This window comes from Ruegeria sp. AB5 (assembly GCF_056542645.1).
In genome coordinates, this window is the sequence record NZ_JBQGAE010000006.1 from 33,409 (window position 1) to 58,108 (window position 24,700).

The following is a 24,700-nucleotide window of genomic DNA, read 5'->3' on the forward strand; positions in this document are numbered from 1 at the left end:
GCTCTCCTTATGCTTCTGCTTCAGCAGCAACAGGCGCTTCGTCCCGCTTGGGCAGGATGTCAGCAACTTTTTTGCCACGACGCTGTGCAACCGAACGCGGGCTCTGCTCTTTTTGCAGGCCGTTGATGGTGGCGCGGATCATGTTGTACGGGTTCTGCGAGCCCAGCGACTTGGACACAACGTCCTTGACACCCAGCATTTCGAACACGGCACGCATCGGACCACCGGCGATGATACCAGTACCTTCAGGTGCCGAGCGCATAACCACTTTACCGGCGCCGTGACGGCCTTCGATATCGTGGTGCAGGGTCCGACCTTCGCGCAGCTGCACGCGGATCATCTGACGCTTGGCTTGTTCAGTTGCCTTACGGATGGCCTCGGGTACTTCTTTCGCTTTACCCTTGCCAAAGCCGACGCGGCCTTTCTGATCGCCGACAACCACCAGAGCGGCGAAGCCAAAGCGCTTACCACCTTTTACGGTTTTCGACACGCGGTTGATTGCGACCAGGCGATCTGCAAATTCCGGTGCTTCTTCACGGTCGCGGCCACGGCCCCGACGGTTTTCACGTTCTGCCATTTGGCATCCCTTTTCTCATGTGGCGCATTGCGGCGCCGTTGTTTCAATCCTGGTGAGCCCCAACTGATGTCAGGGCCCCCGGATCATCGGGGCAGCCGCAAAGCTGCCCGCAAGTCTTAGATCTTCAGGCCACCTTCACGCGCAGCGTCGGCAACTGCCTTCACCTTGCCGTGGAACAGGAAGCCGCCACGATCGAAATAGGCCTCTTCGACGCCTGCCTTCTTGGCACGCTCGGCGATGGCCGCGCCCACTTTCGTGGCCGCTTCGACGTTGTTCTTGCCAACTACACCCAGATCTTTTTCCAGGGTCGAGGCCGAGGCCAGGGTCACGCCACGAACGTCGTCGATCAGTTGAACGCTGATGTTCTTGTTCGAGCGGTGAACTGACAGGCGTACACGACCTGCGTTGACCTTGCGAAGTTTGTTCCGAACGCGCAGGCGGCGCTTCAGAAACAGGGTTCTTTTGCTGTTTGCCATTGTTTGCGTCCTTACTTCTTCTTGCCTTCCTTGCGGAAGATGAACTCGCCCTTATAGCGGATACCTTTGCCCTTATAGGGCTCGGGACGGCGCCATTCGCGGATTTTCGCCGCGACTTCGCCCACCTGCTGCTGGTCGTTACCTTCCACAATGATCACGGTCTGCTTCGGTGCGGTGATGGTAACACCTTCCGGAGCAACGAAATCAACGTCGTGACTGTAGCCCAGGTTCAGTTTCAGGGTGTTGCCCTGCATCTGCGCCCGGTAACCAACACCCTGGATCTCCAGCTCTTTTTTGAAGCCTTCGGTCACACCGGTCACCAGATTGGCGACCATCGTGCGGCTCATGCCCCACTGCTGGCGCGCGCGCTTGGACATCCCACGAGGGTTGATCTGCACAACATTGTCTTCGACCGACAGCGTAACGTCATCAGTCGCGGTGAAGCTGCGGGTGCCTTTCGGACCTTTGACTTCGATGGTCTGACCCGACACAGAGGCGGAAACGCCGCTGGGCAGCTCGACCGGTTTTTTACCAATACGAGACATTGACAGACCTCCTTAGAAGACGGTGCAGAGCACTTCGCCACCAACATTGTTGGAGCGTGCATTCTGGTCCGACATCACACCTTTCGGAGTGCTGACAATCGACACGCCCAGACCCTGACGGACCTGCGGGATGTCATTGACGCCCATGTATACGCGACGACCGGGCTTGGAAACCCGCTTCAGCTCGCGAATAACAGGAGTGCCTTCGTAGTATTTCAGGCTGATTTCGATGGCCGGATGACCGTTTTCGCCGGTCGTCTTTTCATAGCCACGGATGTAACCTTCGTCCGCCAGCACGTCCAGAACCCAACCGCGCAGCTTGGAAGCCGGGGTGGAAACGGTGGACTTGCCGCGCATTTGCGCGTTGCGGATACGGGTGAGCATATCGCCGATAGGATCGTTCATATCTATGTCTCCCTTACCAGCTCGATTTCACCATGCCGGGGATCTGACCTGCAGAACCCAGCTCGCGCAGCGCGATACGGCTGACCTTCAGCTTACGGTAGTAAGCGTGGGGACGACCGGTCAGCTGACAACGGTTGTGAAGACGGGTAGCCGAGCTGTTGCGCGGCAGTTTCGCCAGTTTCAGACGCGCTTTGAAACGCTCTTCCATCGGCTTGCTCTCGTCATTCGCGATTTCTTTCAGCTCGGCACGCTTTGCGGCATATTTGGCCACCAGGCGTTCGCGCTTCTTCTCGCGTTCGATCATTGCTTTTTTAGCCATGTCTTAGTCCTCCCGGCGCTTAGGCGTTGAAGGGCATGTTGAATGCTTTCAACAATGCCTTACCTTCAGCGTCGGTTTTCGCTGTGGTGGTGATTACGATATCCAGGCCCCAGACCTCGTCGACCTTGTCGAAGTCGATTTCCGGGAACACGATGTGCTCTTTCATGCCCATGGCAAAGTTGCCACGACCATCGAAAGACGGCTTCACGCCGCGGAAGTCACGAATACGCGGCATCGCAATTGTGATCAGACGATCCAGGAATTCGTACATCCGGTCACCGCGCAGGGTCACTTTTGCACCCAGCGGCATGTCTTCCCGGACGCGGAAGCCCGCGATCGACTTTTTCGCCAGTGTCGCAACAGCCTGTTGGCCAGCAATCGCCGTCAGATCCGCAACAGCCGCTTTGGCCTTCTTGGAGTCTTTGACAGCTTCTGCACCACAGCCGATGTTCAGAACGATTTTTTCCAGCTTGGGCAGCTGCATGTCGTTCTTGTAGCCGAACTCTTCTTTCAGAGCGGCACGGATGGTTTCAGCGTACTGAGCTTTCAGACGCGGGGTATAGTTTGCGGTATCAAGCATCGATCACGTCCCCCGTGGTCTTGGCGAAGCGGACCTTCTTGTCACCTTCCATGCGGAAGCCGACGCGGGTTGCCTTGCCGTTTGCGTCCAGCAGAGCCAGGTTCGACAGCTCAATCGGGTTTGCCTGAGGCAAACGGCCGCCCTGGCTGTTCTGGGTCTGGCGGGTGTGGCGGATGGCGATGTTGATGCCGTCTACAACAGCTTTGCCGGCTTTCGGGTCAACCGAGGAAATGGTTCCCTCTTTACCCTTGTCCTTGCCGGCCAGCACGACGACCTTGTCGCCTTTGCGGAGTTTAGCAGCCATGATTACAGCACCTCCGGAGCGAGCGAGATGATTTTCATGAAGTTCTTGCCACGCAGTTCGCGAACAACGGGGCCAAAGATACGGGTACCGACTGGCTCGTTGTTGTTGTTCAGGATGACGGCGGCGTTGCGATCGAAACGGATCGCGGTGCCGTCTTCGCGACGGACTTCCTTGGCGGTGCGTACAACGACGGCCTTACGGACGTCACCTTTCTTCACGCGGCCGCGTGGGATGGCTTCCTTCACCGAGACGACAATGATGTCGCCGACGGAGGCGTATTTACGCTTGGAACCACCCAGGACCTTGATGCACTGAACTCGGCGTGCGCCGGAGTTGTCAGCGACATCCAGATTGGTCTGCATCTGGATCATGTGGTTTCTCCCGACCTGTGGGGGCTGGTCTCGTTAAATCCCCCAGGGTTTCGATAAATGAAAAGTCCTGGGGGCTTACGCCTCCAGAACCTCCCAACGTTTCGTCTTCGATTTCGGCGCGCATTCGATGATGCGAACGGTGTCACCGACCTTGAAGGCGTTCTTTTCATCGTGAGCCCGGTATTTCTTGGACTTACGGATGGTTTTCTTCAGAACCGGATGCGTAAAGCGACGCTCGACGGATACGGTTACGGTCTGTTCGTTGGCGTCGCTGGTTACGGTGCCGGACAGGATACGCTTGGGCATCTGATTACTCCTCGGATGCCGCAGCAGCGGCCTTTTCGTTCAGAATGGTTTTGACGCGGGCAGCGTTGCGGCGGGCCGCCTTGATGCCGGCGGTGCTTTCCAGCTGACCGGTTGCCTGTTGAAAGCGCAGGTTAAAGCTTTCTTTCTTCAGGTTGGCCAGTTCCTCGCGGAGCTGGTCCGGGGTCTTGTCACGCAGTTCTTGGGCGTTCATCGCCTTTTTCCTTTGCTCAAAACACCAGAAGGCCCCCTTACAGGGTCACCTTGGACCTGGTGGATGAATGATAGACATACGAATCGCCCGACACAGCCGGGAGATCGCAAGATGCCGCCGTATAAGGGTTTGAGGGATGGGTGGCAAGGGAAAGTTTGGACCGCTGTCGATGAATGACTACACCCGTAATCTAATGCCAATTGGTTCCGCCTCGAATTCGTTAATTTTTGGCCGTTTGTTAAACGTCAGAGTGGCGCTGAAAAACGTTCAAGCGCCTTTTTCCTGCATCTTTCGAACCATGCTCAGGCGTGTCTTGCGCGGCAAGAACGGAAAAACCCAGCCCAACAGAAACGCGAGCGACCGATCGTTAATCACCGTAAGCCTCCCGTCGATCATGGCGTCGTAGCCGATTTTGGCCACCGCCTCGGCTGTCGCCCCCTTTTGAGAAACCAGTTTCGTGCCCTCAAGATCTGCAGCAGCAGCAAATTCGGTCGAGACATAACCGGGCTCCAAGGCGGTAACAGTGATGCCCTTGTCCTTCAACTCTTCCGCCAACGCCTGACTGAAACTTGAAACATAGGCCTTCGTTGCAAAGTAGGTCGCTTGCAGGGGGCCAGGCATATGCGCCGCCGTAGAACTCACATTCAGTATCTTTCCGCCGCCTCTGGCGATCATATCGCCGCCGAACATGTGGCACAAAGATACCAGTGCTTCGACATTCAAGCGGATCATACTCAGATCATCCGAAAGGTTGCGATCAAGAAAGGCTCCGTGCCCGCCAAATCCCGCGTTATTGATCAGGTAGTCTACCTGCAAATTCTCCGCCTTAATCGCATCGTAAAGCTTTTGCGCACCACCTTCGGCACCTAAATCGAGTGCAATTGGCGTTACGGTGACGCCGTGGGCTGCCTCAAGCTCGGTCTTTAACGCCTCCAGGGATTCACCACGCCGCGCGGTTATGACTACGTTACCACCCTGTGATGCATGGTAGCGCGCAAGTTCTCGGCCAATTCCGGACGATGCGCCTGTGACAAGTGCGGTTCTAGCCATGGAGTTCTCCGAACATATGATTGAGTTGCATAATGCTTAGGAATCGGACGTTAGACCTAGGATACCTCAGGCGCTACTCCCACTTGTAATTGAAACTCACCGAAATCCGCTCATCTTCGGCCATATTCATCGGCACTTCGTGGCGCAGCCAGCTTTCCCAAAGCAGGACATCCCCCACTTGCGGCTTCATATAGATGAACGGCTGCAAATCCCTCCGTCCGTCTTTAATCCGCGTCGGTGCAGCCATCATGCGGCCCGAGCGGGGATCTTCCAGTTTCAAAGCGCTCGCCCCTTCGGGCATCGCCACATAGGTCGTGCCCGAGATCACGCTGTGCGGATGCAGGTGGCTGGAATGCATACCGCCTTCGGGCAGGATGTTGATCCAGATGTCTTCCAGCTTCAATGCGCCTTCACCCAGATCAAACTCGAGATCCTTGGCAAAGGCCGCCACATGCTGATCCATTACCTTCACCAGATCGGCGAAGATCGGGAATCGCCAGGGCAGATCGGTCAGCGACGCATAGCTGGTATAACCGGGATAGCCGTTCTCTTCACACCATTCCTGCCCGGCCTCATCATCCTCGGCGATGACAATGCAGGAGTTTTCCAGCTCGCCCGCGTCGATCTTGGGATCGAACTCGGACAAAGCGGCGCGGTAGAGACGGGTAACGAAGAGTGATTCAATCTGTGCCATGCCCCGGCTATAGCCCAGCCGGGACACAAGCGCGAGACCGACCGCACCGGAAAAGCGGTCGGTTGGGTGCGACTTAGTAGAAGTAGCGCAGCCAGATATAGACGTTGGCGATCATAAGCGTCAGGATCATGATCGGGAAGGCCATGATCGCGAACTTGACAAAGCCGATGGGCTGTTTGGCTTTCTCGGCAAAGGCTGCGACGGTCAGATTGGCGCTTGCACCCAACAGAGTGCCGTTTCCGCCAAGGCATGCACCCAAGGCCAGTGACCACCACAGAGGTTCTATCGCATCGGGCCCTCCAAATGTGTCGGCAGTGGATTCAATCAACGGAATCATCGTGGCCACGAAGGGGATGTTGTCCAGAATGGCCGACAGGATACCCGAGGCCCAGAAGATAAAAAACGCTGTCCACATCATGTCGCCCTCGGTCAGTTCCAGAACCTTCTGACCGAAGAACTCGAGCAGACCGACATGTTCGACACCAGCGACGATCACGAACAGACCACCGAAGAAAAAGATCGTCACCCATTCAACCTCACCAAAGATGTGGTGCACGGATTCGGATTGTTCTTCGCCGTGCTGGTGTCCGTAGGCCAGTAGCATCAGCAGCGCCGCACCAGCCAAGGCCGAGGTACCTGGCTGGACGCCATAGCCGTGGCCCAGGGTGAAGCCCAGCAGGACCAATGCCAGAACCGACAGGGATTTGATCATCAGCTGGATATCTGTAATCGCTTCTGTCTCGTTGAAGCGCATGATCTTTTCGCTGGCCGATTTCGGGATGGCCGCCAGTGTTCGGCGGTTCATCAGGTAGATGATACCAGTCAGCACCACCAGACAAATGGCCGAGATCGGGGCCAGATTGACCACGAACTCGTTAAAGCTGAGGCCAGCTGCCGAGCCGATGATGATATTCGGCGGATCACCGATCAGCGTCGCCGTACCTCCCACGTTCGAGGCAAGAATCTCGGCAAAAAAGAACGGGAAAACCGGCGTTTCCAGCGCGTCGGTGATCAGCAAGGTGATTGGAGCGATCAGCAGCACCGTGGTGACGTTGTCCAGCAGGGCTGAGAAAACCGCGGTGATCAGCGTCAGCATGATCAGGATGCCTGTCGGGTTCGCCTTGACGGCCTTGGACGCCTTGATCGCGACGTATTGAAACAACCCGCATTTGCTGGTGATGCCGACGATCACCATCATGCCGATCAGCAAAGCCAGCGTGTTGGCGTCGACACCCGCCACGGCCTGTTCCTGATTTAGGATGCCGAACAGAACCATCAGCGACGCACCCAGCATCGCCAGAATGGCGCGGTTCACCTTTTCGGTGATCAGAACGGCATAGACCGCGATCAGGATGCCCGTGGCGATCCACAGGGGATCGATCCCCAACAGTTGCGGGATGGAGAACGTGTGTTCTCCATGCGAAATGGAATGATCGGTCACAGTTTTGATCCGGTATCTTTTGGGGTTAACTCAGCGCGTGATCCATCAGCGAGTTCGGGCTGACAGTGCCCACAAACCGCTTTGTGTCAGGCTCGACAAGAAAGACATGGCGCTTGAACTTGTGGATCAGGAAGATGCCCTCCATCACCGGGGTATCGGGCGCGGCAATAGGAATGTTGGCCGGGTTGGACAGGTGATCGCCGACGCGCTCTTCGTTTAACCGCTCGATCTGCTGTCGGAAATCTTCCTTGGTCAGATCCATGAAACTGAGGTTATTGATCGGCACCCGGACCGCCTCGGAACCCATACCGATCAGCGCGGCCTTTGGCAGGATCATCTTGATCAGCGTCGGAGCGGTGAACACGCCTTTAAACGTGCCATCCCCTTCCACAACAGGCAGAAACCGAACCCGACTGTCGCGGATGATGTCAAAGGCTTTGGCAACCGTATCGTTTGGATCGATCGTCTTTTGATATTCGGGTGGGACCATCACGTCCCGACAGGTAAGACCCATGGGTATCCTCGGTATGTTCGCGGGGTCGCTTGAGCCGGACGGTTACCTACGGTTGAACGGAACGGACCCGGCATTGGCTGCGGCTACATTTCACTTACTGCAGTCTATTGCCACCCTTTGGATGTGCATTTTTTGCAAAGCCGGTATAGAATTTTGACACGGCACACCCAAGCAGACAGGTTTGGGCATCAAAAAACCCCCGCCGGTTTCCCGACGGGGGTTAATCTTGTCACGAACGGGGTTGCCCCGGATCGCTTACCAGTCTTCGCGGACCACAACGCGGGTCTTGATCGGCAGCTTCATCGCAGCCAGGCGCAGGGCCTCGCGGGCGATGTCGTCATTAACGCCGTCGATCTCGAACATCACGCGACCAGGCTTGACCTTGCAAGCCCAACGGTCGACCGAACCTTTACCTTTACCCATACGAACTTCGATCGGCTTAGCCGTGACCGGAGTGTCGGGGAAGATGCGGATCCAGACGCGACCCTGACGCTTCATATGACGCGTCATGGCACGACGTGCAGCTTCGATCTGGCGTGCAGTTACACGCTCAGGCTCAAGAGCTTTCAGTCCATAGGTGCCAAAGTTCAGATCAGAGCCGCCCTTGGCTTCACCCTTGATCCGGCCTTTGTGCATCTTGCGGAATTTAGTACGCTTTGGTTGAAGCATATCTTTCCCTCCTTAGCGACGACCGCCACCAGCACCACGAGGTGCAGGGCCGTCCTGGAGTTCCTGTGCTTTACGGTCACGTGCCTGCGGATCGTGCTCCATGATCTCACCTTTGAAGATCCAGACCTTGATCCCGATGATCCCGTAGGGGGTCATCGCTTCGGCATGTGCGTAATCGATGTCGGCACGCAGGGTATGCAGAGGCACGCGGCCTTCGCGGTACCACTCGGTCCGTGCGATCTCGGCGCCGCCCAGACGGCCAGCGACGTTCACCCGGATACCCAGGGCACCCATGCGCATGGCGTTCTGAACCGAACGTTTCATCGCGCGACGGAACGAAACCCGGCGCTCCAGCTGCTGAGCGATGGACTCGGCAACCAGCTGTGCGTCAAGCTCGGGCTTACGCACTTCGACGATGTTCAGGTGCAGTTCGCTGTCTGTCATCAGGGCGATTTTCTTGCGCAGAACTTCAATGTCCGCGCCTTTCTTGCCGATGATGACACCCGGACGTGCTGTGTGGATCGTCACGCGGCACTTCTTGTGCGGACGTTCGATAATCACACGGGCGATGCCGGCTTGCTTGCACTCTTTGTTGATGAACTCACGGATCTTCAGATCTTCCAGCAGAAGATCACCGTAGTCCTTGGTGTCGGCGTACCAGCGGCTGTCCCAGGTGCGGTTCACCTGCAGGCGCATGCCGATCGGATTTACTTTATGACCCATTAGGCTTGCTCCTCAACTTGACGCACCTTGATGGTGATCTCCGAGAACGGCTTCATGATCTTGCCGAAACGGCCACGGGCCCGAGGGCGACCGCGTTTCATGACCAGGTTCTTGCCAACCCATGCTTCGGCAACGATCAGCTCGTCGACGTCCAGATTGTGGTTGTTCTCGGCGTTGGCGATTGCGGACTGCAGGCACTTTTTGACGTCCTGCGCGACACGCTTGTTGCTGAAAGTCAGGTCGGTCAGAGCCTTCTCAACTTTCTTGCCGCGGATCATCTGCGCAACCAGGTTCAGTTTCTGCGGGCTGGTACGGAGCATGCGGGTTTTCGCCATTGCTTCGTTTTCAGCCACGCGGCGGGGGTTCTTTTCCTTGCCCATGACTTACTTCCGCTTCGCTTTTTTGTCAGCGGCGTGACCGTAATAGGTCCGAGTCGGCGAATACTCACCGAACTTCTGACCGATCATGTCTTCCGAGACGTTGACGGGGATATGCTTCTGGCCGTTGTACACACCAAAGGTCAGACCCACGAACTGGGGCAGAATGGTGGAACGACGCGACCAGATTTTGATGACTTCGTTGCGGCCCGACTCGCGCGCTGCTTCGGCTTTTTTCAGCACGTAAGCATCGACGAAAGGACCCTTCCAAACAGAGCGAGACATGGATTAACGTCCCTTCTTCTTGGCGTGCCGCGAGCGGATGATCAGCTTCTGGGACGCTTTGTTTTTGTTGCGAGTACGCTTACCCTTGGTGTCCTTACCCCAAGGCGTAACCGGTGTACGGCCACCCGAGGTACGACCTTCACCACCACCGTGCGGGTGATCGATCGGGTTCATTGCGACACCACGAACCGACGGACGTACGCCTTTGTGGCGCATACGGCCGGCTTTACCGAGGTTCTGGTTGGAGTTGTCGGGGTTGGACACGGCACCAACGGTGGCCATGCATTCCTGACGAACCATACGCAGCTCGCCCGAGCTCAGACGGATCTGAGCGTAGCCGCCATCGCGGCCCACGAATTGCGCGTAAGTACCGGCCGCACGTGCGATCTGACCGCCTTTACCAGGCTTCATCTCGATGTTGTGGACGATGGTACCAATGGGCATACCCGAGAACGGCATTGCGTTGCCCGGCTTGATGTCGGCCTTGGCCGAAGCCACAACCTTGTCACCAACAGCCAGACGCTGCGGAGCCAGGATATAGGCCTGCTCGCCGTCTTCGTATTTTACCAGTGCGATGAATGCGGTCCGGTTCGGGTCATATTCGATCCGCTCGACGGTTGCCGCGACATCAAATTTATTCCGCTTGAAGTCAACGATCCGGTAGAGACGCTTTGCGCCACCGCCGCGGCGGCGTGAAGTGATCCGTCCGGTGTTGTTCCGGCCGCCCGATTTGGTCAAACCCTCAGTGAGAGACTTGACCGGACGTCCTTTCCAAAGCTCCGAACGGTCGATCAGCACCAGCCCGCGCTGGCCCGGCGTCGTCGGCTTGTACGACTTGAGTGCCATGCTTTCTGTCTTCCGTTTAGCAAGTGCGAGGCATTGCCCCGCTATGTGATAGGCCCCCGTAGGTGCCAAGGGTATAGGGCCCCGAAGGTCCCCGGTTACAAATATCAGAGGCCCCGGAACGAATCCGAGGCCGCAAGATTGGGAGCGTGTAGCCCGCTCACCACCTTAGGTCAATAGCAAGATTCAACCTGCCTCAATGATTCCGAGCAAGGAAGGAAGTGCGTACAGCCCAGGAGCTCTCCCAGACGGCGGCACCAATACCTGCAAAAGGCCATCATTAACCAATCTCGGCGTGAAATTCCGAAGGGTGGAAGACGGCGCTTGTGCATTTTCAACAAAATGGCTGTTCCAGAACACAGGGTTCGCAAAGATGTAGTCGACAGCCGCGCCGAAGTACTGCGATCTGAGTACTTCTCTAAATCGTTCCTTCATTTCGTCATAATGAGCTAAGATTTGAGAAACCACTTCGATATTTTTTGTAGCTTGAGCGCTTAATCCCTCAAGAAAGAATACGCACCAACTATCCCAATCTCCATCAAGCGAGACGGCTCGCATACGATCAATGTACTCACCTTTATTTCGCTCAAAATAGTCGCTAACAAAAAAATGCGGTGCGCTGAGCATACCCTGATCCCATAGCATCAACGGGATCAGCATTCGTCCTACGCGACCGTTGCCGTCTTCAAATGGATGCAGAGCTTCAAATTCCGCATGAGCTATTGCTGTTTTTAGGAGTACGTGTTGTTCGTTATCAGTGATAAATTTCACTAAGTCCTGCATGCCTTGCTTAAGTTGATCCGGCGATATCGGGATAAAATCAACACGCCTGTGCGTTCGATCTCCAATATAGTTCTGTTGAGACTTATATTGACCCGGTCCTTTTTCCGCGCCACGCCCAAAACTCAACAGTGTCTGATGAGCGTTCTTGATTAGATGCTCTGAGAGGCCGTACCCCGAAGAAAGTTGTATCTCTGCCTGTGTTAGCGCGCGCGCATATAACGACACTTCGATTGTGTCATTTCGAGCCGTTCCTTCGGTCCGGTTTGCGCTTTCACTCGCTTCCAACCTCAGCACCTCTTCAAGGGTCGAAATTGTACCTTCCATTCTTGAAGAGACAACAGCGTCTCGGCGCCTTAGTGGCGCCAATAACAACGCGGGATTGGGAATATGCTGTAATTTTTCATCGTACCGGGTGAGTTGTTGAAGGGCGTCTGCGAGAGGTCCAAAAACTCGGGAAAGGTCGATGTTAGACGGTGGGAAGCCGCCATAGTGGTATGTAGCTGCTCCAGAACAGTCATATGTTGTGTTGTTGATAGAAATCGTCTGTCCATTTGTCATAAAGCAATTTGTAGTACGCACATTCGCAACAAGCAAGTTTGCATCTACAACTTCCTTAATTGCTCTCAACAAAATCGCTTGTTGCGAGTGTGCTAGAAACAAGTTCACTTATAGCGAACAAAACGCCCAACGTTCAAAACAAGCGCGGCATCCCTGAATTTGATCCCTAAAACAAAAAACCCCCGCTTTCGCGGGGGCCTTAATCTCTCTTCAAAGACGGGTCCGATCAGAGACCGGTGGACACGTCGATGGTGTTCCCCTCTTCCAGGGTCACATATGCTTTTTTGACGTCTTTCCGACGGCCCAGCTGGCCGCGGAACCGCTTGACCTTGCCTTTGGTCACGGTGGTGTTCACCGCTTTGACCTTCACACCAAACAGCGCCTCAACGGCCTCTTTGATCTGCGGCTTGTTGCTGTCGATCGCCACTTCAAAGACAACCGCGCCATTCTCAGATGCCATGGTCGATTTTTCGGTGATGACCGGTTTGCGGATCACGTCGTAGTGTTCTGCCTTCGCGCTCATTTCAGACGAGCCTCCAGTGCTTCGACAGCCGCTTTGGTGAGCACCAGAGTGTCACGTTTGAGGATGTCATAGACGTTTGCGCCCATCGACGGCAGGATATCCAGACCTTCGATGTTCTTGGACGCTTTCAGGAACCCTTCGTTCACGGTCGCGCCGTCGATGACCAGAGCGCGTTTCCAGCCCAGGTTTGCAACCTGTTTGGCCAGAGCGGCAGTCTTGCCTTCGGCTTCGGCGTTCTCGATCACAACCAGTTCACCTGCCTTGGCTTTGGCCGACAAAGCGTGGCGCAGGCCAAGCTTGCGGAACTTCTTCGGCAGGTCGTGGCCGTGCGAGCGCACGACGGGGCCTTTGTAGATACCACCACCACGGAAGATCGGCGCGTTGCGGTCACCATGGCGTGCGCCACCGGTGCCCTTCTGGCGGTAGATCTTCTTGGTCGAGTAGCTGGTTTCCGAGCGGGTCTTGACCTTGTGGGTGCCGGCCTGCGCGTTGTTGCGCTGCCAACGGACCACACGGTGCAGGATGTCCGCGCGCGGCTCGAGGCCGAACAGGTCTGCATCCAGCTCGATGTTGCCGGCTTTGCCGCCGTCCAGTTTGATTACATCAAGTTTCATGCTTCACCACCTTCCGCGGGCGCTTCTTCCGCAGGTGCTTCGGTTGCTTCAGACACAGCCGATTTCACAGCAGCCGGGAAAGGCAGGCCTTCCGGTGCTTTCTTCTTCACGGCGTCCTTGACGGTGACCCAGCCCGATTTCGGTCCGGGAACGGCGCCTTTGATGAAGACCAGGTTCCGGTCGGCGTCGGTTTTGACGACTTCCAGGTTCTGGGTGGTGACACGGGCAGCACCCATGTGACCGGCCATCTTTTTGCCTTTGAAAACCTTGCCCGGGTCCTGACACTGACCGGTCGAACCGTGCGAACGGTGGCTGATCGAAACACCGTGCGAGGCGCGAAGACCACCAAAGTTCCAACGCTTCATCGCACCGGCAAAGCCTTTACCGATCGAGGTGCCCGAAACGTCAACCTTCTGACCTTCCAGGAAGTGTTCTGCCGAAATCTCGGCGCCCACATCGATCAGGCCATCTTCGGAGACGCGGAACTCGGCCAGCTTACGCTTGGGCTCAACCTTGGCAGCGGCATAGTGACCGCGCATGGCCTTCGAGGTGCGTTTTGCCTTGGCAGCACCGGCGCCCAGCTGAACGGCGGTGTAGCCGTCTTTGTCAGCGGTGCGCTGTGCAACGACCTGCAGGTTGTCCAGGTGGAGAACGGTCACAGGGATCTGCTTGCCGTCTTCCATGAACAGGCGGGTCATGCCAACTTTTTTTGCGATAATACCAGAGCGCATAATCTATACCCTCCGATCTTACGACTGCAGCTTGATCTCGACGTCCACACCAGCAGCGAGGTCGAGCTTCATCAGCGCGTCAACGGTCTGGGGGGTCGGATCAACGATGTCCAAGAGACGCTTGTGGGTGCGGATCTCGAACTGGTCGCGGGATTTCTTGTCAACGTGAGGGCCACGGAGAACCGTGAACTTCTCAATCTTGTTCGGCAGCGGGATCGGGCCACGCACGTTCGCGCCGGTCCGCTTGGCAGTGTTGACGATCTCTTGCGTGCTGGCATCCAGAACGCGATAGTCAAATGCCTTCAGCCGAATACGGATATTTTGGCTTTGCATAATAACAGCCTTTTATCAGGCGTTGAGGTTGAGAGGAGGACAAGCGCGCATCGCCAACCCTCTTCGAACCCAAAAGGCGGGAATCACCCCGCCTTGATATTCTCACTGAGAATTCGCGCGTCTTAGTGGGGTTGGTGGGGTTTGGCAAGGGGTAGATTGCGTTGTGCTCTCGATTCCAGAATACGCAATTGGTGCAGCGACTATTTCTCAGCTAGAGCACTAAAAACTGTGAGAACCTGCGCCTCGACGCCGATGTCGACGGTGTGGTGGCTTTCGCGGGGCCCGCCTTAGTACCATTGCGATCCTCCGCGGCGGCAAATTCTCTGAACCCCCCTCAATCGGATTTCGTTTGCCAAGCCCGTAAACTTGTGGCCAAGAACAATCAATTCCAACATGCAAAACGAGAGTATACCCATGATTGAACGCATCGACACCGGTGAACGGTCCTCGAAAATCGTAAAACATAACGGCGTGGTCTATCTGACCGGGCAGGTTGCCGAAGGTGAGACGATTCAGGAACAAGTCCGGATATGTCTCGAGAAAATTGATACATTGCTCGAACAGGCCGGTTCATCGCGTGAAAAAATGCTGCGCGTGACAATCTGGTTGGCTGATATGAAGGATTTTGCCGGGTTGAACGAGGTTTGGAACGCTTGGGTTCCAACGGGCCATGCCCCTGCACGCGCCTGCGGTGAGGCCAAACTGGCACGTCCCGAGTTGAAAGTGGAGTTCATTGTAGACGCCGCCTACGATTGATATCCCGACAATCTCTTCTCAGAAGCTATGACCCGAAATGAAATAGGCCGCCCCCTATTGGGGGGCTTTGTTGCTACAACTATGTCGGCCCTCATTTCGCTTTCAGAGTGAGTTTCTTCATCCGTCAAAATTAACCCTCGGGAACCCGCACCCGTCCACCACTTTGTGCCTTCTGCCAAAGCAAGTCCGTTTTGCAGCTCCTTTTGCTGGACCCGACCATTGTGTCTTCAGCAGGACGCGAAACTCGCGTGACTGAAGAATGCATGACTTCGAAAAAGGTGTACTAAATTTCCGAAGACGTCACACTAATCTGATCATTAATTCCAATTGACGGAAACCGCTCCATGCCCCGCCAATCCACTGCGAAAGACCTGAGCCTCAGATGGTTGGAGCTGTTCCAGATCTGTGCACACCAAGGCTCGCTTCAGGCGGCTGCCAAGGAAACGGGTCTGACGATCAGCACCGTCTCACATCACCTGCGCAATCTCGAGGATCATCTTGGGGTCGAGCTTTTCAATCATGCACGCCGGCCCATGGTGCTGACACCCAAAGGGCAGGTTTTTCTGCGAAACATCGACGACGCGCTTTTTGCCATTCGCAAGGCCAAGGCAGAGGCCTCGGCCGGGAGTATCGCCGAGGCCAGCCTGTTGCGCGTCGGGACAATCGAGGACTTTGACAGCGACATTGTTCCTGAACTGGCCGTTTTTCTGTCGGCGTACATGCCGAGCTGCAATTTCATTTATCAGACGGAATCTAGCCACACGATCATCGACCTGTTGCGCAGCCGGCATCTGGACTTGGGGATCACGACCACCCCAAGCGAACGGATGCGCGATCTGCAGGACCGGCCCTTGTTGCGCGACCCGTTTGTGGTTGTTCTGCCGCAGGACTGCGCGCATCCGTTGTCCGACATTGTCGAAGGGCGCAGCGACCTGCCGTTTCTGCGGTTTTCCGGCAATCTGATCATCGCCAGACAGATCGAATCACAGATGCGGCGTCTGGGTTTGACGCCCCCGTCCAACTTCGAATGCAGCAACAATCAGACACTGATGGCGATGGTGGCAGCCGGGGCCGGGTGGACCATCACAACGCCGCTGCTGTTCTCACGCGCGAAACGGTTCCAGTCCAAGCTGAAAATGCATCCGTTCCCTGGCAAAAGTTTCTCGCGCAGTCTCGCCCTTGTTGCGACGCCGGATTGCTCGCGCTCTGTTCTGGAACTGGTGGACCGGAAGATGCGTATGTTGGTTGATGAGCACGCACTCTCGCAGCAGATACGCATCTATCCCTGGCTGGCCGACAGTTTCCGACTAATCACCTGAAGGGTGCAGGATATTGAACCGGCTGCGTATCGCACGCTCTTGTTCAGGCGTCAGATAGGATGGATTGTGCTCTTGCAATATCGTGCGGGCGCGGTCTTTCGCCCGAGACCACGCGTCCTGAGCCCCGTTTTCGGCCCATGTGCGCGGCTCATCCCGATCAGCCAGCGACGGGTAGAAATAGTCCCGCTCCATCGCGGCATAGGTATGCTGTCCCCCCAGAAAGTGACCCTCACCCAGAACCGCGTCACAGATGGCCTCGAAGCCGAGATTTTCATCCGTCACCTCGATCCCCCGCAACGCGCGATAGGTGTTTGAGTGCATTTCATCATCCAACACGAAGGCTTCAAAGCTTGCGCCCAGCAACGAGGCCGTCATCCCCGAACTTTCATAGATCAGGTTCCCCCCGGCCAGTGCGGCCGCCATCGAGGTAATGCCCTTCTCCATGCCGTATTGCGCATCTATCGCCTTGGCGTCGGTCATTGAGCAGGCCACGCCCGAAGGCAGACCCAGCCAGTTCGACAACTGCGCCGATGCAGCGTTCAGCACGGCTGTCTCGCCACTGCCCCCTGAAAACGCGCCGGTTCGCAGATCGATGACCAGCGGCCAGTTGGAAAAGACCATGGGGAATCCGGGTTGGATCGCGTGGACCATCAACAGACTGGCCAGCGTTTCCGCAAGAGACTGCGCCAGGAATCCGGCCAGCGTCGCGGGCGCAGTTGCCCCGGCCTGCGCAGCGGTGATGCAGGAGATGGGGATATTGTACCGGATGCACTCATAGACCACATCCACCGCGTCCTCACCGTAACGCATGGGGGAAATCATCGGGCTGATATGCGCCTTCATGAAGGGCCGTTTGGCAAATGCGCCCGGACCTCCTGCGGCGATGTCCAGCATCTCGACAATCGGGGCCACGTATTCGGCCAGAGTGAACGAGGTGGCTGTGGGCTTGGTTGTGTTCTTGAGCAGCGCGAAAGCGGTATTGACGTCCAGATCGAAATTGTCCGGCACATCCGTTGCGACACAACACCGCGTGAACCAACTGACATTGGCCAGCGTGTCCTGAAGCCGCGTGAAATCGTGCAGGTCTTTCAAGGTCGAGGGCCGGTAGATGCCGCTGCCCATGTCCAGCGTCTGCACCGCCGCCCCGCCCGTACCAAAATAGACCCTGTTTCCACCCACCTCGATTGACCTGGCAGGGTCGCGCCCATACAGCGTAAACGTCTTGGCCGCCTGATCGATCGCCTCTTCCACCAAGGCAGGGGGAAACAGGATGCGCCCCTTGCCATTGTCTATCGCACCAATTGACACCAAATCCGCCTGCAGGCGTTCCGGCACCTCGCCCACGCCCAGCTTTTCGAGCAGGTCCAACGCAGTGTCGTAGATCCTGCGAAGGTCCGCGTCACTGAGCGGTTTGTAGACGCCGCCAATCTGACCCGGCGGACAGGGATCAATTGCGGGCTTGGCAGCGCGTTGCGCCAATCGTTCGCGGCGACCCCCTCGCTTTCCACGCTGCCCCACCATCATCGCTCCTTCGGTCGTCGTTCGAACGGGATTGAAGAACCTTCACCGCCCCAAGTTCAACGATCCCGCGTATAAACCAAGAAAATCGAATTTAGAGTTCGAAGTTATTTGAACAACTACCGTCAATGTTGCGAATTGCATCAATCTGGGGGTCTATCCCGTCCAAATGACTGTCGGAGGCGCGCGTCACATGAAATCCCGTACCAAGGTTGTCGTCATTGGGGGCGGTATTGCCGGATGTTCGACGCTGTATCATCTGACCCAGGAAAGTTGGAGCGACGTCGTTCTAGTCGAACGCAATGAACTGACCAGCGGCACGACATGGCATTCCGCCGCACAAGTGACCAATTTTGGCATGAACCAGACTATGGTCGGGCTGAAGACGCATTCGATCAACCTGTACAAAGACCTGTCCGAAAACCCAGAATACCCGATCAACTATCACCATGCAGATGGCGGTATCCGGCTTGCCAATACCCAAGAACAGATGCAGGGCTACCACCACTTTGCCTCGATGGCGCGAGGCATGGGGGTCGAGTTCGAGGTGATCGATGCCCAGGAATGCGCCCGCCGTCACCCGTTGATTTCAACCACGAACCTGCTTGGCGGGCTTTGGGATCCGCTGGATGGCGATATCGACCCGGCGCAACTGTGTCAGGCCCTGGCCTATCATGCGCGCAAGGCGGGGGCCGAGGTCTATCGCAACACTCCGGTGACCGCATTGACCCAGCACAGGGACGACACCTGGACCGTGCATACCGAACACGGCGACATTGACTGCGATATTGTGGTCAACGCCGGCGGATACCGCGTCAACGAAGTGGGCGCGATGATGGGGGTACACCATCCTGTCGCTTCCATGGAACACCAGTACTTCCTGACCGAGGATATCCCGGGCATCGCCGAAGCCGGGCACCGAATGCCCCTGCTGCGATGCCCGATCTCGGACTATTACAGCCGACAGGAAAAGGGCGGATTGCTGGTGGGCTTCTACGAGCAGGATTGCAAACCCTGGGGCATGGACGGGATCGATCCGAATTTTGTCAACGCGCTTTGCCCGGACGATCTGGACCGAGTCATGGATGTGCTGGAAGGCGCGTTCGAGCGGATGCCCGCCTTGCGCGAGACGGGTATCCGTTCCATCGTGAATGGCCCGATCACCTATACAATAGACGGTGCACCGCTGGTCGGCCCGATCCCAGGCAAGCGCAATGCTTTCTGCATCATCGGCCTGCGCGCCGGACTGGGCGAAGGCGGCGGCCACGGCTGGCTGCTGGCGCAGCAGATCGTACACGGCGAGGCGTGTTATGATACGTGGTGCCTAGACCCGCGCCGCTTTACGGGGCACACAAATGTAGAGCTGACCTCGCTTAAAGCCATCGAGGACTACCAGAACGAATTCCGCTTTCACTTCCCCCATGAACACCGCCCTGCAGGCCGCCCTGCCAAGACCACGCCTCTGACACCGGTTCTGGCCGCAGAAGGCGCCGAGTTCACCGTCGTGAACGGGTGGGAGAGAGTCGACTACATCAAGCCGACGTCTGACTTTCAACCGACGCTTGGCTTCAATTTTGACGAAGCTTTTGATGTCGTCGCAAGTGAGATCAGGAACCTGCAGGAAAATGTCGGCCTGTGCGAAGTCAACGGTTTCAATCGGTTTGAAATCACCGGCACGGATCGCCAAACCTTTCTGGATCGCATGTTCTGTGGCCCGGTCACCAAACGCGCGGGTCGCGTGGGGCTGGGCTATCTGTTGAATGATCACGGCATGATCAAAGGTGAAGCCACCGTGGCCAACCTGCCCGCCAGCGATCGCGGCCCGGATCGGGTCTGGTATGGCTCGGCGGCGGCCAGTGAATACCACGATATGGACTGGCTGAGCCAGCATCTGCGCGACGACGAAGATGTTCAGATCCGCAGTCTGACCAACGACCAGACCATCCTGGTTCTGGCTGGTCCCAAGTCGCGCGACGTGCTGTCCGCCTGTTCGCGCGACGATTGGTCGAACGAGGCGTTCCCCTGGCTGTCGGTCCGCGAATGTTTCATCGGTTTTGCCCCCGCCACCGTCATGGGTGTCAGCTTTTCGGGGGAATTGGCCTATGAGATTCACGTGCCCAACGCCTCGCTCTATGCCGCCTATCTGGCGCTCCGCAGGGCGGGCGACATCCACGGAATGAAACTGTTCGGCGCGCGCGCAGTGGACTCAATGCGGATGGAGAAAGGCTTTCTGCACTGGAAGGCCGATCTGTTGACCGAGTTCGACCCGTTCGAAACCGGGTTGAACCGCTTCGTCAAGCTGGACAAGAGTGATTTCGTCGGCAAGGAGGCACTGCTGAAACGCCACGCCAAGGGCCCCACGAGCAAGCTGGTCTCGCTCAAGATCGACGCTACGCATGCCCCGGCCCATGGCGGCGCATCGCTGGTGCTGGGCGACACCGTCGTCGGCACCATCACATCAGGCGACTGGGGGCATCGCACCCGCCTCAATCTGGCCTATGCTTTTGTGAACCCCGATCTGGCGGCTGTGGGCAGCTCGATGCAGCTGGACCTGTGCGGAGATCTGGTGCGGGCTGAAGTCATTCCACCATCACCCTATGATCCCGCGCACGCCCTGATGCGCGGTTGATACGCGCTGCAACAACGCTTCTGCCAACGGTTTCAAAGTCCTTCAAGCCCGCCGATTCCGGCCAGAGTACGGACGATATCGGACACACCTTGTCGCTGCCGCAGTGACGCAAACAGGAACGGGCGCCCCTTGCGCATTCTGGTCGCATCCTCGTGCATCACCTCTAGCGAGGCACCTACATGCGGGGCAAGGTCGGTCTTGTTGATGATCAGCAAATCGGACTTGGTGATCGCAGGTCCCCCCTTGCGGGGGATTTCCTCTCCTGCGGCCACATCGATCACATAGAGGGTGACATCCGCCAGTTCCGGGCTGAACGTCGCAGAAAGATTGTCGCCCCCGCTTTCGATCAGAACAACATCGACATCCGGATGGCGCGCCTGCATCTCGGCCACTGCGGCAAGATTGATCGAGGCGTCCTCGCGGATCGCCGTATGCGGGCAGCCGCCGGTTTCGACGCCAATGATCCGGTCTTGTGGCAGGATCTGCATTCGCGTCAGAGCTTCGGCGTCTTCCTGTGTGTAAATGTCGTTGGTGATCACCCCGACCGACAGCTTGTCGCGCAGCGCCTCGGACAGGGCGGCGGTCAGCGTGGTCTTGCCCGCACCAACGGGACCACCGATACCGACGCGCAACGGGCCGTTCATGTTGTTCATGTTCGGAACATCCTTGAATATTGTGTTTCATGTTTCATCGAAGCGATATCCGCCAGAAAACTGGTGGCGCTCAGTTCATCCAAATCCGCAGTTTGAGCAGCCGAAGCCACCTGCGCGCAAAGCGGCGTCATCTCATGCACAAGGCGCTGACTGTCCGTCTGTCCCAACGGCACCAGACGGGTTGCGCAAGCGGCAAGGTTGGACATGAAGCTGTGCAAGAACATCTGGGTGGTCAGTTCAGCAGGTAATCCCCGCAACCGGGCCGCATGACCAACAGCCACCGGATAGGTCAGCGATGCCAGATCCAGAGACCATATGGCTGCGGTCACGTCGCAAAATGCCTGCCCCAACAGTTGCGATTCCTTCAGTCGCTCTGACGAGGCACAAAACGCGCGGGCTTGCAGATCGATCTGTTGCACGGCCCCGGGCGATTGCGCCCCGTAGGCTGCCACCAGAAACACGCTGTCCGACCACCCTGAGCCGAACGAGAGGACATCAGAAATCCAGGCTTTGACATCACCTGCCGTTCGGACATCCCCGCTGTCGATCGCCCATTCCAAACCGTGCGAATAGGCGAACCCGCCAACTGGATAGGCCGGAGACAGCCACTGCGTCAGGGTTAGAATATCGGCGCTAGTGAGCGTGGCCATGGGTCCTGCCGTGGCCATATGCGCCACCCTCAGGCGTGAAGGGTTCCACAACGTCACGCGTCTTGGCCCCCAATTTATTCAGCATGTCGCGAATTACATGATCGCGCTGGATCAGCAGACGATCCTGTTCAATCTGACAGGGCGTGTGGCGGTTGCCGATATGCCAAGCCAGTCGCAACAGGTTGTCTCCGGTCACCTCCAGCAATTCCTCTGGTGCGGCCACAATCTCGATCTCGCGCCCATCCTCAAGAACCAGTACGCCACCATGGTCGAGTGACAGCGTTTGCGCCAGATCGACCAGAAAGCTCTCACCATCATCGGTGGCCAGCATCTTGCGACGCAGGAACCGCCCGTCATAGTCCAACGAGACCTGCGCATGGGCCGGCGCATGCGTGTGATCGTGATAGATACGGGCGGTTTTTATTTCCGGGGTCATCTGGGCCTCTTTTCGTCTCAGAACATGAAATAGCGCTGCGCCATCGGCAGCACTTCGGCGGGCTGGCAGGTCAGCAACTCGCCATCGGCGCGGACCTCATAGGTTTCGGGATCAACCTCCACCTGCGGTGTGGCGTTGTTGAGCAGCAGGTCCTGCTTGCCGATATCGCGCGTATTGCGCACGGCGACGGTCTGTTTGGCCAGACCCAGCGTATTACCGATCCCATCCGCCTGCGCGGCTTCTGAGACAAAAGTGATCGCCGAATGCTCGACCGAGCGGCCATAGGCCCCGAACATCGGGCGGCTATAGACCGGCTGCGGTGTCGGGATCGAGGCGTTCGGGTCCCCCATCTGGGCGCAGGCGATTGTGCCGCCCAGCAGGACCATTTCGGGCTTCACCCCGAAAAAGGCCGGGTTCCACAGCACCAGATCGGCGCGTTTGCCTTCTTCGATACTGCCGATCTCATTGCTCAGACCATGCGCGATTGCGGGGTTGATCGTGTATTTGGCGATATAGCGGCGGACGCGCAGATTGTCGTTTTCGCCGGTTTCGTCGGGCAGTCGGCCGCGCTGTTTCTTCATCTTGTCGGCGGTCTGCCAGGTGCGGATCAGCACCTCGCCGACCCGGCCCATGGCCTGACTGTCTGACGCGATGATCGAGAACGCGCCCATGTCATGCAGGATGTCTTCCGCCGCGATTGTCTCGCGCCGAATGCGGCTTTCGGCAAAGGCCACGTCCTCGGGGATGGATTTGTCGAGGTGATGGCACACCATCAGCATGTCCAGATGTTCCTCGACCGTGTTCACGGTAAAAGGCCGTGTCGGGTTGGTGGACGAGGGCAGAACGTGGTTCTCGCCGCAGATTTTGATGATGTCCGGGGCGTGGCCGCCCCCTGCGCCCTCGGTGTGGAAGGCATGAATAGTCCGGCCTTTCATGGCGCCCACAGTATGTTCCACAAACCCGGATTCGTTCAGCGTGTCGGTGTGGATCATCACCTGCACATCCATCGCGTCCGCGACCGAGAGGCAGCAGTCGATGGCGGCCGGGGTGGTGCCCCAATCCTCGTGCAGTTTCAGCGCGCAGGCCCCGGCTTTGATCTGTTCCTCCAACGCGGCAGGCAATGAGGCGTTGCCCTTGCCCGCAAAGGCCAGGTTCATCGGAAAGGCGTCCGCCGCCTGCAGCATTCGCCCCAGATGCCAGGGGCCGGGGGTGCAGGTTGTCGCCAGCGTGCCGTGGGCCGGGCCGGTGCCGCCGCCCAGCATGGTGGTCAGGCCGGAATGCAGCGCGTCCTCGATCTGTTGCGGGCAGATGAAATGGATGTGGCTGTCAAAGCCACCGGCGGTCAGGATGCGCCCTTCGCCTGCGATGATTTCGGTTCCCGGCCCGATGATGATATCGACGCCGGGCTGAGTATCGGGGTTTCCAGCCTTACCGATCTTGGCGATGCGCCCGTCTTTCAGGCCCACATCCGCCTTGTAGATGCCCGAGTGATCCAGGATCAGCGCATTGGTGAACACCGTGTCCACGGCCCCTTGCGCACGGGTGGCCTGAGACTGCCCCATCCCGTCGCGGATTACCTTGCCGCCGCCGAACTTGACCTCTTCGCCATAGGTGGTCAGGTCGCGTTCGACCTCGATCACCAGATCGGTATCGGCCAGCCGCAACCTGTCGCCGGTGGTGGGGCCGAACATAGCGGCGTAGTCAGCGCGTTTGATTTTTGCTGGCATCAGAGCGCCCCCATGACCTTTTGATTAAAGCCGTAGACCTTGCGCGCGCCGCTGATCGGGATCAGCAAAACCTCGCGCGCCTGACCGGGTTCGAACCGCACAGCCGTCCCCGGTGCGATATCAAGGCGCATACCGCGCGCGGCGGTGCGGTCGAAATCCAGCGCCGGGTTGGTCTCGGCGAAATGATAGTGCGAGCCGACCTGAACCGGGCGGTCGCCGGTATTGGCAACCATCAGGGTGATCGCCTCGGCGCCTGCGTTCAGGGCGATTTCGCCCTCGGCCGGGAACAGCTCTCCGGGGATCATTTGTGCAGCTTTGCAAACAGGACCAGAGCAGCCACCGCGAACACCGCCAACCCAACCGCCAGCGCGGCGTAATCGGTGCCATGGGCATGTATGTGCGTGTCGGTATGGGCCGCTGCGGGGCCAGCAAGGATCAGAGCGGGGAAAAGCATACGTGTCATATTGGGTTCCTTTTTCAACGAATGGGATTGTGGACGGTGACCAGTTTGGTGCCGTCGGGAAAGGTGGCCTCGACCTGAACCTCGTGGATCATTTCGGGCACGCCTTGCATGCATTGGTCGCGGGTGATCACCTCGGCCCCGGCCTGCATCATATCCGCGACCGAGCGCCCATCACGCGCGCCTTCGACCACGGCGTCAGTGATCAGGGCAATCGCCTCGGGGTGGTTCAGCTTGACGCCGCGCGCCAGCCGTTTGCGGGCAACTTCGGCGGCCATCGCGACCAGCAGCTTGTCTTTTTCTCGGGGGGTCAGGTTCAT

At 57.6% G+C, this 24,700-nt stretch carries 35 protein-coding genes; 3 read left to right on the forward strand and 32 right to left on the reverse strand.

What is annotated here, in order from left to right; translation table 11 throughout:
* Window positions 1-7: 7 nt before the first annotated feature.
* The 24 genes from rpsE to rpsJ form a co-directional block, all read right to left on the reverse strand.
* The gene (gene rpsE, locus ACR0L4_RS12260) at window positions 8-577 is read right to left on the reverse strand and encodes a 30S ribosomal protein S5 (protein ID WP_170749556.1); all 570 of its coding nucleotides are present in this window, start codon (window positions 575-577) and stop codon (window positions 8-10) included.
* A gap of 116 nt (window positions 578-693) precedes the next feature.
* Window positions 694-1,053, reverse strand: a complete 360-nt coding sequence (rplR, locus tag ACR0L4_RS12265; RefSeq protein WP_039523386.1) for a 50S ribosomal protein L18 — start codon at window positions 1,051-1,053, stop codon at window positions 694-696.
* A gap of 11 nt (window positions 1,054-1,064) precedes the next feature.
* Window positions 1,065-1,598 (reverse strand): 50S ribosomal protein L6, encoded by a 534-nt coding sequence (gene rplF, locus ACR0L4_RS12270; protein ID WP_170749557.1) that lies wholly within the window; start codon window positions 1,596-1,598, stop codon window positions 1,065-1,067.
* A 12-nt stretch (window positions 1,599-1,610) separates the two neighbouring features.
* Window positions 1,611-2,003 (reverse strand): 30S ribosomal protein S8, encoded by a 393-nt coding sequence (gene rpsH / locus ACR0L4_RS12275; RefSeq protein WP_039523381.1) that lies wholly within the window; start codon window positions 2,001-2,003, stop codon window positions 1,611-1,613.
* 13 nt (window positions 2,004-2,016) lie between these two features.
* Entirely contained in the window at window positions 2,017-2,322 is a 306-nt protein-coding gene (gene rpsN / locus ACR0L4_RS12280; RefSeq protein WP_010437098.1) for a 30S ribosomal protein S14, read from the reverse strand.
* Window positions 2,323-2,341: 19 nt separating this feature from the next.
* Window positions 2,342-2,902, reverse strand: coding sequence for a 50S ribosomal protein L5 (gene rplE / locus ACR0L4_RS12285; protein ID WP_480513286.1), 561 nt, complete (start codon window positions 2,900-2,902; stop codon window positions 2,342-2,344).
* The gene (rplX, locus tag ACR0L4_RS12290) at window positions 2,895-3,206 is read right to left on the reverse strand and encodes a 50S ribosomal protein L24 (protein WP_170749559.1); all 312 of its coding nucleotides are present in this window, start codon (window positions 3,204-3,206) and stop codon (window positions 2,895-2,897) included. Before rplX ends, rplE begins: the two co-directional genes overlap by 8 nt.
* 2 nt (window positions 3,207-3,208) lie before the next feature.
* Window positions 3,209-3,577 (reverse strand): 50S ribosomal protein L14, encoded by a 369-nt coding sequence (gene rplN / locus ACR0L4_RS12295; RefSeq protein ID WP_008757934.1) that lies wholly within the window; start codon window positions 3,575-3,577, stop codon window positions 3,209-3,211.
* Window positions 3,578-3,652: 75 nt separating this feature from the next.
* A complete protein-coding gene (rpsQ, locus tag ACR0L4_RS12300; RefSeq protein WP_008757253.1) occupies window positions 3,653-3,883 on the reverse strand; it encodes a 30S ribosomal protein S17 in 231 nt (76 codons plus the stop codon).
* 4 nt (window positions 3,884-3,887) lie between these two features.
* A complete protein-coding gene (gene rpmC, locus ACR0L4_RS12305) occupies window positions 3,888-4,094 on the reverse strand; it encodes a 50S ribosomal protein L29 (protein ID WP_037311745.1) in 207 nt (68 codons plus the stop codon).
* Window positions 4,095-4,361: 267 nt separating this feature from the next.
* Complete coding sequence (locus ACR0L4_RS12310) at window positions 4,362-5,144, reverse strand: SDR family NAD(P)-dependent oxidoreductase (RefSeq protein WP_480513288.1); 783 nt, start codon at window positions 5,142-5,144, stop codon at window positions 4,362-4,364.
* Window positions 5,145-5,217: 73 nt separating this feature from the next.
* On the reverse strand, window positions 5,218-5,838 hold the full coding sequence (locus ACR0L4_RS12315) for a 2OG-Fe(II) oxygenase family protein (RefSeq protein ID WP_480513290.1): 621 nt from the start codon (window positions 5,836-5,838) through the stop codon (window positions 5,218-5,220).
* A 73-nt stretch (window positions 5,839-5,911) separates the two neighbouring features.
* On the reverse strand, window positions 5,912-7,279 hold the full coding sequence (locus ACR0L4_RS12320; protein ID WP_480513292.1) for an ArsB/NhaD family transporter: 1,368 nt from the start codon (window positions 7,277-7,279) through the stop codon (window positions 5,912-5,914).
* 25 nt (window positions 7,280-7,304) lie between these two features.
* Entirely contained in the window at window positions 7,305-7,793 is a 489-nt protein-coding gene (locus ACR0L4_RS12325; protein WP_480513294.1) for a CBS domain-containing protein, read from the reverse strand.
* 255 nt (window positions 7,794-8,048) lie between these two features.
* The gene (rplP, locus tag ACR0L4_RS12330; protein ID WP_085823145.1) at window positions 8,049-8,462 is read right to left on the reverse strand and encodes a 50S ribosomal protein L16; all 414 of its coding nucleotides are present in this window, start codon (window positions 8,460-8,462) and stop codon (window positions 8,049-8,051) included.
* 12 nt (window positions 8,463-8,474) lie between these two features.
* Entirely contained in the window at window positions 8,475-9,185 is a 711-nt protein-coding gene (rpsC, locus tag ACR0L4_RS12335) for a 30S ribosomal protein S3 (protein WP_170356687.1), read from the reverse strand.
* The gene (gene rplV / locus ACR0L4_RS12340) at window positions 9,185-9,565 is read right to left on the reverse strand and encodes a 50S ribosomal protein L22 (protein WP_039538267.1); all 381 of its coding nucleotides are present in this window, start codon (window positions 9,563-9,565) and stop codon (window positions 9,185-9,187) included. The genes rpsC and rplV overlap by 1 nt, the downstream gene beginning before the upstream one ends.
* 3 nt (window positions 9,566-9,568) lie before the next feature.
* A complete protein-coding gene (gene rpsS / locus ACR0L4_RS12345; protein WP_005980699.1) occupies window positions 9,569-9,847 on the reverse strand; it encodes a 30S ribosomal protein S19 in 279 nt (92 codons plus the stop codon).
* A 3-nt stretch (window positions 9,848-9,850) separates the two neighbouring features.
* A complete protein-coding gene (gene rplB, locus ACR0L4_RS12350) occupies window positions 9,851-10,693 on the reverse strand; it encodes a 50S ribosomal protein L2 (protein WP_008757664.1) in 843 nt (280 codons plus the stop codon).
* Between the two features lie 183 nt (window positions 10,694-10,876).
* On the reverse strand, window positions 10,877-12,100 hold the full coding sequence (locus ACR0L4_RS12355; RefSeq protein ID WP_480513297.1) for a Fic family protein: 1,224 nt from the start codon (window positions 12,098-12,100) through the stop codon (window positions 10,877-10,879).
* 157 nt (window positions 12,101-12,257) lie between these two features.
* Window positions 12,258-12,554, reverse strand: a complete 297-nt coding sequence (locus ACR0L4_RS12360; protein ID WP_010437040.1) for a 50S ribosomal protein L23 — start codon at window positions 12,552-12,554, stop codon at window positions 12,258-12,260.
* Entirely contained in the window at window positions 12,551-13,168 is a 618-nt protein-coding gene (gene rplD / locus ACR0L4_RS12365; protein WP_010437039.1) for a 50S ribosomal protein L4, read from the reverse strand. Before rplD ends, ACR0L4_RS12360 begins: the two co-directional genes overlap by 4 nt.
* Window positions 13,165-13,899 carry a 50S ribosomal protein L3 gene (gene rplC, locus ACR0L4_RS12370; RefSeq protein WP_170749564.1) on the reverse strand — a complete coding sequence of 245 codons (735 nt, stop codon included), beginning with the start codon at window positions 13,897-13,899 and terminating at the stop codon, window positions 13,165-13,167. The genes rplD and rplC overlap by 4 nt, the downstream gene beginning before the upstream one ends.
* Before the next feature lie 18 nt (window positions 13,900-13,917).
* Entirely contained in the window at window positions 13,918-14,232 is a 315-nt protein-coding gene (rpsJ, locus tag ACR0L4_RS12375) for a 30S ribosomal protein S10 (RefSeq protein ID WP_008756422.1), read from the reverse strand.
* Window positions 14,233-14,646: 414 nt separating this feature from the next.
* On the opposite strand from rpsJ, the gene ACR0L4_RS12380 reads away from it, so the two are divergent.
* Together ACR0L4_RS12380 and ACR0L4_RS12385 are read left to right on the forward strand one after the other, a co-directional pair.
* Window positions 14,647-14,988, forward strand: a complete 342-nt coding sequence (locus ACR0L4_RS12380; RefSeq protein ID WP_170749565.1) for a RidA family protein — start codon at window positions 14,647-14,649, stop codon at window positions 14,986-14,988.
* A 344-nt stretch (window positions 14,989-15,332) separates the two neighbouring features.
* The gene (locus ACR0L4_RS12385) at window positions 15,333-16,307 is read left to right on the forward strand and encodes a LysR family transcriptional regulator (protein WP_480513299.1); all 975 of its coding nucleotides are present in this window, start codon (window positions 15,333-15,335) and stop codon (window positions 16,305-16,307) included.
* On the opposite strand, the gene ACR0L4_RS12390 is transcribed toward ACR0L4_RS12385, so the two are convergent.
* Window positions 16,296-17,828 carry a trimethylamine methyltransferase family protein gene (locus tag ACR0L4_RS12390; protein ID WP_480513301.1) on the reverse strand — a complete coding sequence of 511 codons (1,533 nt, stop codon included), beginning with the start codon at window positions 17,826-17,828 and terminating at the stop codon, window positions 16,296-16,298. The genes ACR0L4_RS12385 and ACR0L4_RS12390 overlap by 12 nt on opposite strands.
* Before the next feature lie 190 nt (window positions 17,829-18,018).
* Between ACR0L4_RS12390 and ACR0L4_RS12395 the strand changes: the two genes are divergently transcribed.
* The gene (locus ACR0L4_RS12395) at window positions 18,019-20,454 is read left to right on the forward strand and encodes a GcvT family protein (protein WP_480513303.1); all 2,436 of its coding nucleotides are present in this window, start codon (window positions 18,019-18,021) and stop codon (window positions 20,452-20,454) included.
* A 32-nt stretch (window positions 20,455-20,486) separates the two neighbouring features.
* Here ACR0L4_RS12395 and ureG read toward each other — a convergent pair whose 3' ends face one another.
* Genes ureG through ACR0L4_RS12430 form a run of 7 tightly spaced genes read right to left on the reverse strand, consistent with a single transcriptional unit; the run spans window position 20,487 to window position 24,700 of the window.
* The gene (gene ureG / locus ACR0L4_RS12400; RefSeq protein ID WP_480513305.1) at window positions 20,487-21,107 is read right to left on the reverse strand and encodes an urease accessory protein UreG; all 621 of its coding nucleotides are present in this window, start codon (window positions 21,105-21,107) and stop codon (window positions 20,487-20,489) included.
* Window positions 21,104-21,757 carry an urease accessory protein UreF gene (locus ACR0L4_RS12405; RefSeq protein ID WP_480513307.1) on the reverse strand — a complete coding sequence of 218 codons (654 nt, stop codon included), beginning with the start codon at window positions 21,755-21,757 and terminating at the stop codon, window positions 21,104-21,106. Before ACR0L4_RS12405 ends, ureG begins: the two co-directional genes overlap by 4 nt.
* Window positions 21,741-22,193, reverse strand: coding sequence for an urease accessory protein UreE (ureE, locus tag ACR0L4_RS12410; RefSeq protein WP_480513309.1), 453 nt, complete (start codon window positions 22,191-22,193; stop codon window positions 21,741-21,743). The genes ACR0L4_RS12405 and ureE overlap by 17 nt, the downstream gene beginning before the upstream one ends.
* A 17-nt stretch (window positions 22,194-22,210) precedes the next feature.
* Window positions 22,211-23,920 (reverse strand): urease subunit alpha, encoded by a 1,710-nt coding sequence (gene ureC / locus ACR0L4_RS12415; RefSeq protein WP_480513311.1) that lies wholly within the window; start codon window positions 23,918-23,920, stop codon window positions 22,211-22,213.
* On the reverse strand, window positions 23,920-24,225 hold the full coding sequence (locus tag ACR0L4_RS12420; RefSeq protein WP_480513313.1) for an urease subunit beta: 306 nt from the start codon (window positions 24,223-24,225) through the stop codon (window positions 23,920-23,922). Before ACR0L4_RS12420 ends, ureC begins: the two co-directional genes overlap by 1 nt.
* Window positions 24,222-24,383 (reverse strand): hypothetical protein, encoded by a 162-nt coding sequence (locus tag ACR0L4_RS12425; protein ID WP_170749574.1) that lies wholly within the window; start codon window positions 24,381-24,383, stop codon window positions 24,222-24,224. Before ACR0L4_RS12425 ends, ACR0L4_RS12420 begins: the two co-directional genes overlap by 4 nt.
* Window positions 24,384-24,397: 14 nt before the next feature.
* On the reverse strand, window positions 24,398-24,700 hold the full coding sequence (locus ACR0L4_RS12430) for an urease subunit gamma (protein ID WP_170749575.1): 303 nt from the start codon (window positions 24,698-24,700) through the stop codon (window positions 24,398-24,400).

Bases quoted from the DNA above. Each gene is read 5' to 3' on its own strand.
- rpsQ (WP_008757253.1), bottom strand. From the start codon at position 3,883: ATGCCCAAGCGTATCCTGTCCGGCACCGTAACCAGCGACGCCAACGAA.
- rplP (WP_085823145.1), bottom strand. From the start codon at position 8,462: ATGCTTCAACCAAAGCGTACTAAATTCCGCAAGATGCACAAAGGCCGG.
- ACR0L4_RS12390 (WP_480513301.1), bottom strand. From the start codon at position 17,828: ATGGTGGGGCAGCGTGGAAAGCGAGGGGGTCGCCGCGAACGATTGGCG.
- rplC (WP_170749564.1), bottom strand. From the start codon at position 13,899: ATGCGCTCTGGTATTATCGCAAAAAAAGTTGGCATGACCCGCCTGTTC.
- ACR0L4_RS12395 (WP_480513303.1), top strand. From the start codon at position 18,019: ATGAAATCCCGTACCAAGGTTGTCGTCATTGGGGGCGGTATTGCCGGA.
- rplE (WP_480513286.1), bottom strand. From the start codon at position 2,902: ATGCTTGATACCGCAAACTATACCCCGCGTCTGAAAGCTCAGTACGCT.
- ureG (WP_480513305.1), bottom strand. From the start codon at position 21,107: ATGAACAACATGAACGGCCCGTTGCGCGTCGGTATCGGTGGTCCCGTT.
- ACR0L4_RS12310 (WP_480513288.1), bottom strand. From the start codon at position 5,144: ATGGCTAGAACCGCACTTGTCACAGGCGCATCGTCCGGAATTGGCCGA.
- rpsH (WP_039523381.1), bottom strand. From the start codon at position 2,003: ATGAACGATCCTATCGGCGATATGCTCACCCGTATCCGCAACGCGCAA.
- ACR0L4_RS12385 (WP_480513299.1), top strand. From the start codon at position 15,333: ATGCCCCGCCAATCCACTGCGAAAGACCTGAGCCTCAGATGGTTGGAG.
- rpsN (WP_010437098.1), bottom strand. From the start codon at position 2,322: ATGGCTAAAAAAGCAATGATCGAACGCGAGAAGAAGCGCGAACGCCTG.
- rplN (WP_008757934.1), bottom strand. From the start codon at position 3,577: ATGATCCAGATGCAGACCAATCTGGATGTCGCTGACAACTCCGGCGCA.
- rplB (WP_008757664.1), bottom strand. From the start codon at position 10,693: ATGGCACTCAAGTCGTACAAGCCGACGACGCCGGGCCAGCGCGGGCTG.
- rpmC (WP_037311745.1), bottom strand. From the start codon at position 4,094: ATGAACGCCCAAGAACTGCGTGACAAGACCCCGGACCAGCTCCGCGAG.
- rplX (WP_170749559.1), bottom strand. From the start codon at position 3,206: ATGGCTGCTAAACTCCGCAAAGGCGACAAGGTCGTCGTGCTGGCCGGC.
- ACR0L4_RS12325 (WP_480513294.1), bottom strand. From the start codon at position 7,793: ATGGGTCTTACCTGTCGGGACGTGATGGTCCCACCCGAATATCAAAAG.
- rplF (WP_170749557.1), bottom strand. From the start codon at position 1,598: ATGTCTCGTATTGGTAAAAAACCGGTCGAGCTGCCCAGCGGCGTTTCC.
- rpsC (WP_170356687.1), bottom strand. From the start codon at position 9,185: ATGGGTCATAAAGTAAATCCGATCGGCATGCGCCTGCAGGTGAACCGC.
- rplD (WP_010437039.1), bottom strand. From the start codon at position 13,168: ATGAAACTTGATGTAATCAAACTGGACGGCGGCAAAGCCGGCAACATC.
- ACR0L4_RS12425 (WP_170749574.1), bottom strand. From the start codon at position 24,383: ATGACACGTATGCTTTTCCCCGCTCTGATCCTTGCTGGCCCCGCAGCG.
- rplR (WP_039523386.1), bottom strand. From the start codon at position 1,053: ATGGCAAACAGCAAAAGAACCCTGTTTCTGAAGCGCCGCCTGCGCGTT.
- rplV (WP_039538267.1), bottom strand. From the start codon at position 9,565: ATGGGCAAGGAAAAGAACCCCCGCCGCGTGGCTGAAAACGAAGCAATG.
- ACR0L4_RS12420 (WP_480513313.1), bottom strand. From the start codon at position 24,225: ATGATCCCCGGAGAGCTGTTCCCGGCCGAGGGCGAAATCGCCCTGAAC.
- rpsS (WP_005980699.1), bottom strand. From the start codon at position 9,847: ATGTCTCGCTCTGTTTGGAAGGGTCCTTTCGTCGATGCTTACGTGCTG.
- ACR0L4_RS12315 (WP_480513290.1), bottom strand. From the start codon at position 5,838: ATGGCACAGATTGAATCACTCTTCGTTACCCGTCTCTACCGCGCCGCT.
- rpsE (WP_170749556.1), bottom strand. From the start codon at position 577: ATGGCAGAACGTGAAAACCGTCGGGGCCGTGGCCGCGACCGTGAAGAA.
- ACR0L4_RS12360 (WP_010437040.1), bottom strand. From the start codon at position 12,554: ATGAGCGCGAAGGCAGAACACTACGACGTGATCCGCAAACCGGTCATC.
- ureC (WP_480513311.1), bottom strand. From the start codon at position 23,920: ATGCCAGCAAAAATCAAACGCGCTGACTACGCCGCTATGTTCGGCCCC.
- ACR0L4_RS12405 (WP_480513307.1), bottom strand. From the start codon at position 21,757: ATGGCCACGCTCACTAGCGCCGATATTCTAACCCTGACGCAGTGGCTG.
- ureE (WP_480513309.1), bottom strand. From the start codon at position 22,193: ATGACCCCGGAAATAAAAACCGCCCGTATCTATCACGATCACACGCAT.
- ACR0L4_RS12380 (WP_170749565.1), top strand. From the start codon at position 14,647: ATGATTGAACGCATCGACACCGGTGAACGGTCCTCGAAAATCGTAAAA.
- ACR0L4_RS12430 (WP_170749575.1), bottom strand. From the start codon at position 24,700: ATGAACCTGACCCCCCGAGAAAAAGACAAGCTGCTGGTCGCGATGGCC.
- rpsJ (WP_008756422.1), bottom strand. From the start codon at position 14,232: ATGCAAAGCCAAAATATCCGTATTCGGCTGAAGGCATTTGACTATCGC.